Origin of the sequence: Aurantiacibacter xanthus (assembly GCF_003584015.1) — a bacterium.
GTDB lineage: Bacteria > Pseudomonadota > Alphaproteobacteria > Sphingomonadales > Sphingomonadaceae > Alteraurantiacibacter > Alteraurantiacibacter xanthus.
Genome location: NZ_QXFM01000130.1, coordinates 1 through 4,884 on the forward strand (window position 1 = coordinate 1; position 4,884 = coordinate 4,884).

The 4,884-nt window shown below is 61.0% G+C and carries 4 protein-coding genes and 1 pseudogene; 3 read left to right on the forward strand and 2 right to left on the reverse strand.

The genetic code is table 11. From position 1 onward, the window contains the following. Positions 1-54: 54 nt before the first annotated feature. Positions 55-579: pseudogene (locus D2V17_RS16505) on the reverse strand (IS6-like element IS6100 family transposase); the annotation flags it as partial. 53 nt (positions 580-632) lie between these two features. After that, on the reverse strand, positions 633-1,397 hold the full coding sequence (locus D2V17_RS16510) for an IS6 family transposase (RefSeq protein ID WP_006949122.1): 765 nt from the start codon (positions 1,395-1,397) through the stop codon (positions 633-635). A 92-nt stretch (positions 1,398-1,489) separates the two neighbouring features. On the opposite strand from D2V17_RS16510, the gene D2V17_RS21945 reads away from it, so the two are divergent. From D2V17_RS21945 to D2V17_RS16525, 3 genes are all read left to right on the forward strand, one after another. Then, the gene (locus D2V17_RS21945; protein ID WP_281270598.1) at positions 1,490-1,693 is read left to right on the forward strand and encodes an SDR family oxidoreductase; all 204 of its coding nucleotides are present in this window, start codon (positions 1,490-1,492) and stop codon (positions 1,691-1,693) included. A 63-nt stretch (positions 1,694-1,756) separates the two neighbouring features. Then, positions 1,757-4,267 (forward strand): TonB-dependent receptor, encoded by a 2,511-nt coding sequence (locus D2V17_RS16520; protein ID WP_147367451.1) that lies wholly within the window; start codon positions 1,757-1,759, stop codon positions 4,265-4,267. A 324-nt stretch (positions 4,268-4,591) separates the two neighbouring features. After that, the coding region (locus tag D2V17_RS16525) for an IS6 family transposase (protein ID WP_119593042.1) at positions 4,592-4,884 on the forward strand (293 nt) is incomplete at its 3' end.

Below are 4,884 nucleotides of genomic sequence, written 5' to 3' on the forward strand. Positions count from 1 at the left end.
GGCTCTGTTGCAAAGATTGGCGGCAGTCAGAGGTAGGCTGTCGCTCTGCGCCGATCAGGCGGCTGCTGCGAAATGGTGGTTGAGCATGCCCATGGCCTCCGTCAGCGCCGAGGGCCCAATGCCAAAAGCTCTCTCCACAAGGCGCACCTCGCCCCTGATGCCGGGCTGCAGGCACCAGGGGCGAGCCTGTCCTTTGCGCAGGGCTCGCATGACTTCGAATCCCTTGATCGTGGCATAGGCCGTGGGGATCGATTTGAAACCGCGCACCGGCTTGATCAGTATCTTGAGCTTTCCGTGATCGGCCTCGATCACGTTATTGAGATACTTCACCTGCCGGTGGGCCGTCTCCCGGTCCAGCTTTCCTTCGCGCTTCAATTCGGTGATCGCTGCACCATAGCTCGGCGCTTTGTCGGTATTGAGCGTGGCAGGCTTTTCCCAGTGCTTCAGGCCTCGCAGGGCCTTGCCCAGGAACCGCTTCGCTGCCTTGGCGCTGCGGGTCGGCGACAGGTAGAAATCGATCGTGTCGCCCCGCTTGTCGACTGCCCGGTACAGGTAGGTCCACTTGCCCCGCACCTTGACGGGCTCTGTTGCAAACATGGGGCACGGCCGCGCGGCGTCACCCAGTTGGGGGATTAGGCAGCATTGGCGAAATGCTTATTGAGCATAATCATGGTTTCGGTCAGGGCCGAGGGTCCAATTCCGAATGCTCTTTCAACCAGGCGCACCTCCCCCATGATACCTGGCTGCAGGCACCATGCCTGGGCCTGTCCTTTGCGTAGGGCGCGCATGACCTCGAAGCCCTTGATCGTGGCGTAGGCCGTTGGCATCGACTTGAAGCCACGTACCGGCTTGATCAGCATCTTCAGCTTGCCGTGGTCGGCCTCGAGCACGTTGTTCAGATATTTCACCTGCCGGTGCTCGGTTTCCGCCGCCAGTTTGCCTTCGCGTTTCAGCTCAGCGATTGCTGCGCCGTAGCTGGGTGCCTTGTCGGTATTGAGTTTGGCCGGCTTTTCCCAGTCCTTCAGGCCACGAAGAGCTTTGCCCAGAAAGCGCTTCGCCGCTTTGGCGCTGCGTGTCGATGACAGATAGAAATCAATCGTGTCGCCCCGTTTGTCGACCGCCCGGTACAGGTAGGTCCATTTGCCCCGCACCTTTACGTAGGTCTCATCCAGACGCCAGCTCGGATCAAAGCCGCGCCGCCAGAACCAGCGGAGACGCTTCTCCATCTCCGGCGCGTAGCGCTGCACCCAGCGATAGATCGTCGTATGATCGACATCGATCCCACGCTCGGACAGCATTTCCTCGAGATCACGGTAGCTGATGCCGTATCGACAATACCAGCGCACCGCCCATAGGATGACCTCGCCGGTAAAATGCCGTCCTTTGAAATCGTTCATCGCAACTGACCTTGACAGTACATGAGCCCAATCTTGGAAACCGTGTCAGAGTTTGCAACAGAGCCAACGATACTGTACGGTCCATTTTTGCGTTGACTTGGAGCGCGGCGCGGGTTTACCCAAAGGGCAACCGAGGCGTTGAAAATGTTCTCGGAGGTACATGGAGAGGAGAACCCATCATCGCACGGATGGGGCCGGAAAGCGTCGCGGATGCCGCGGTTTTCCTCAGTTCCGAAGAGAGCAGATTTATCACCGGGCAGACGCTGTTCGTCGATGGCGGAGCGATCATGCACTGACACATGGCGGCTTCGATCCGGGAGACGAGTTCGGACGAAGCCAAGGAAGAGGGGAGGATGACGATGAAGACGACACGTTTTCTAAACGGCGCACTTCGGATCAGCACAAGCATGGCGGCAACGGCCATGACGCTGCTGATGGCGGCACAGGCGCAGGCTCAGGAGCAGCCGCAGGGGCAGCCTCAAGGGCAGGGCGAAACGGCGGCGGAATCGCCGCGCGGCATAGATGAGATCGTCGTGACCGCACGCAAGCGAGCGGAACGGCTTTCGGAAGTCCCGGTTTCGGTCAGCGCGGTAACGGGCGAGGGACTGGCGAACCTTGGCATCACCAAGACGTCCGAGGCGGTTCAGCTGGTTCCTGCCGCCAAGATCGTGATTCAGGATCTCGGCACATCGGCTTATCTGCGCGGTGTGGGTTCGGGCTCCTTCAATCCCGGCTTCGAGCAGACCGTGGGTCTGTTCGTCGATGGCGCCTACTATTCGCGCGCGGCCTGGGCGCGTGCCGGTCAGCTGGATATCGAGCGGGTGGAAGTGCTGAAGGGACCGCAGGGCGTGCTCTTCGGCAAGAACACCGTGGCCGGCGCGATCAACATCACGTCCAAGAAGCCGACGGATGAATTCGAAGCCTATGTCCGCGCGGCCTATGAATTCGAGGCAAGCGATCAGGCCAGCATCGAGGGGGCGATTTCCGGGCCGCTCAATGCCGATCATACGCTCAAGGCACGCCTCGCGATGCGCTACAGCGACGAGTCCAAGGGCTACATCAAGAACAATGCGCCGGGTGGCCCTGACGGCCCCATCAACGACCAGTTCCTGACGCGCGGCACGCTGACCTGGGAGCCGTCGAGCAATTTCGACAGCACGCTGAGCGTCACTTACGTGAAGTCCGATACGAAGGGATCTTCGGCGGAGGTCTTCCGCTGCGAGCCGCGTGCACCGGCAGCGGGCGATCCGCCGTCGCTCAACACCGCGCTTGCGGTGGGCGCCAGCCACGAGGACTGCAAGGCCAACTTCCGGAATTCCAGCATCAACCTCGATCCGGCGAGCGCGGCTGTAGTCAGCGCGATCACAGGGGAGCAGATCGATCCGGTCGACAACGGCGACCGCTTCCGGGGCCTGGCGCTGACCAATACGGCGAACTGGCATGCCGGCGATCTGACGCTGACCTCGGTGACCAGCTATATCCGCCACAACCAGCGCAACTACTCCGAAATCGACAACACCGACGTGCCGTTCACGACGCTGCGCCGGTATGAGCGGTTCAACACCTTCATGCAGGAACTGCGGCTGGCCTCTCCGCGCGAGAACAAGCTGTCGTGGGTGGCAGGCGCCTACTTCGAGCGTTCGAACCTTGAATTCATCGAGGACGATTCTGCTTACATCTTCCCCTATCCGGGCTTCCCCGCGCCCGCTCCAGGAACGGTCGTTCCGCCTTCGGGCACATGGTACAAGCGGTCCGACCAGAACGGGCGTTCGATCGCGCTGTTCGGCGAGGCGACCTTCGCCTTTACCCCCACGCTCGAACTCAGCGCGGGCCTTCGCTACACCAATGAGCGCAAGGACATCGATCACCGCGTCTGCGTAGGTCCGCTGAACCATCCCACCTGCGGGATCACGTCCGACGATACGCCGGCCATCGTGCCGCTGATCGCGGAAGACCTGCACTATCGCGCCAAGCTGAAGGAGAACAACCTCTCGCCCGCCGTGACGCTGCGCTGGCGACCCAACCGCGACGTGATGGCCTATGCCTCGTTCAAGCAGGGCTTCAAGGCCGGTGGTTTCGACATGGAGATGCGCAACCTGCCGGCGCAGCTTACCGCAGGCCCGCCGACCCGCGTGGACTCCAACGGCGATGGCATTCCCGATGCCTTCGTGTTCAAGAACGAGAGCGTGAACGCCTATGAAGTGGGCACAAAGCTGACGTTCCCGGCCGCCAATCTTCAGGTCAACATCGCGCTGTTCCAGAACGACTTCAAGAACCTGCAGGTATCGCAGTTCGATGGCATCGCTGGTCTCAACATCGTCAACGCGGGCAAGTCGCGTTCGCGCGGTATCGAAGTGGATGCGCGCTGGCGGCCCATCGACAGGCTGACGCTGGGCGGCAGTCTCTCGCTCCTCGATTCCAAGTTCCTCGACTTCCCGGGGGCGCAGTGCCCGAGCGATGCGACGGCTGGCGAGGTCAGCGGGGTGACGCCCACCGGGTCTCCGGCCTGCAACCTCAAGGGCCGACGCACGGCCTTCGCGCCCAAGGCGGCGTTCACGCTGACGGCGGACTACACCGTTCCGCTCACCGGTCCGTGGGAACTGGCTCTGAGCGGTGCTGCGCAGCATTCCAGCAAGTACTTCATGGAGAACACCGGCGAGCCGGAGAACATGCAGCAGGCTTACTGGAAACTGGACGCCCGCGTAGCCCTGCAGACCTCGCGCTGGAGCATCGCGCTGGTCGGCCGCAACCTGACCAATACGCTGACCTACTCGCACGCGACGTCGGTGCCGCTGGCAGGGCCGGGATACTTCTTCGGCTTTGTCGAGAAGCCCCGCACTCTGGCCGTGGAGGTTGGCGCCAAGTTCTGACGGCTGGCATCGTTGAACGATCACTGATGAACGGCCCGGTTCTGGTGGACCGGGCCGTTTGTTGTTCGGGATGCGCGAGTCGCTTGTTGGGAGGCTTCGTGATGCTGTCAGAGGGGCGGCGCAGGGGTGACCGTCGGCTAGCGAATTAGGATCACAACGTTTTCAGAAATTTTAGATGATTAACATTTGCATTGCTTTTTATATCATTGAAAAAACGTTGAAATCATAATTAGTAAACGATTACAGAAAATGGCTGTTTGCACGGCTCTGTTGCAAAAATCGTGAAGCTTGAGCATGCTTGGCGGAGATTGGACGGACGGAACGATGACGGATTTCAAGTGGCGCCATTTCCAGGGTGATGTGATCCTGTGGGCGGTGCGCTGGTATTGTCGCTATCCGATCAGCTATCGCGACCTTGAGGAAATGCTGGCGGAACGCGGCATTTCGGTCGACCATACGACGATCTATCGCTGGGTCCAGTGCTACGCCCCGGAGATGGAGAAGCGGCTGCGCTGGTTCTGGCGGCGTGGCTTTGATCCGAGCTGGCGCCTGGATGAAACCTACGTCAAGGTGCGGGGCAAGTGGACCTACCTGTACCGGGCAGTCGACAAGCGGGG

Excerpts from the sequence above, each read along its gene's own strand:
- D2V17_RS16510 (WP_006949122.1), bottom strand. The coding sequence starts at position 1,397 with ATGAACGATTTCAAAGGACGGCATTTTACCGGCGAGGTCATCCTATGG.
- D2V17_RS16520 (WP_147367451.1), top strand. The coding sequence starts at position 1,757 with ATGAAGACGACACGTTTTCTAAACGGCGCACTTCGGATCAGCACAAGC.